General features: G+C 46.4%; 1 protein-coding gene. It reads right to left on the bottom strand.

The features are described from left to right. Positions 1-536, bottom strand: a 536-nt coding sequence (locus HZY94_RS09845; RefSeq protein ID WP_373683192.1) for a tyrosine-type recombinase/integrase, incomplete at its 3' end; no start/stop codon positions are given. Positions 537-567 lie beyond the last annotated feature (31 nt).

Below are 567 nucleotides of genomic sequence, written 5' to 3'. Positions count from 1 at the left end.
GGTGAATGAACGGGCGAATCTTTGATCCCGCCATCAATTTTACGTTGTGAAGTCACCAGGTGATTGGTGTTTATTTTCTTGAGGTGATTTCTGACCAGGTTAACGGCGGCGTCTGAGAGTCCCCTTCTAATATGTACCCGAGTTTTATAACTGCCCGCAGGCACGACCCACTCATTATCATCCAATCGAAACCATGATCTCTCACTAAGTCGAATCTCAGCCGTACGGCATCCGGTAAGCATAATAAATTTCACCAGGAAAACGGACTCTATCGACATATGGCTTTTCAACCACTGATAGATTTTGCGCAGATCGTCATCGTCCATCCTGCGAGTTCTCTTTTTAGGCTTTTGCCCGACATCAGATGGCAGTAATCCCTCGAGTGGGTTTGAGGCGATCACACTTCTGTTAACGCAGAACCTAAACGCCCGTTTGCACAGCGAAAGCATGTAATGAGCCATCACCCTGCTTTCTATAGAATCGAAGACGTTGATCCAGTGCATTTTCGCTGTGTTATCGACTTTGACATTCTTCATCGGTTCGGCGATATGTTTCTCAAACACCTGG

This window comes from Streptococcus danieliae, assembly GCF_013415245.1.
In the GTDB taxonomy this organism is placed as follows: domain Bacteria; phylum Bacillota; class Bacilli; order Lactobacillales; family Streptococcaceae; genus Streptococcus; species Streptococcus danieliae_A.
Note: the sequence above shows the minus strand (reverse complement) of the source record. Positions and strands in the feature narration are given on the sequence as shown.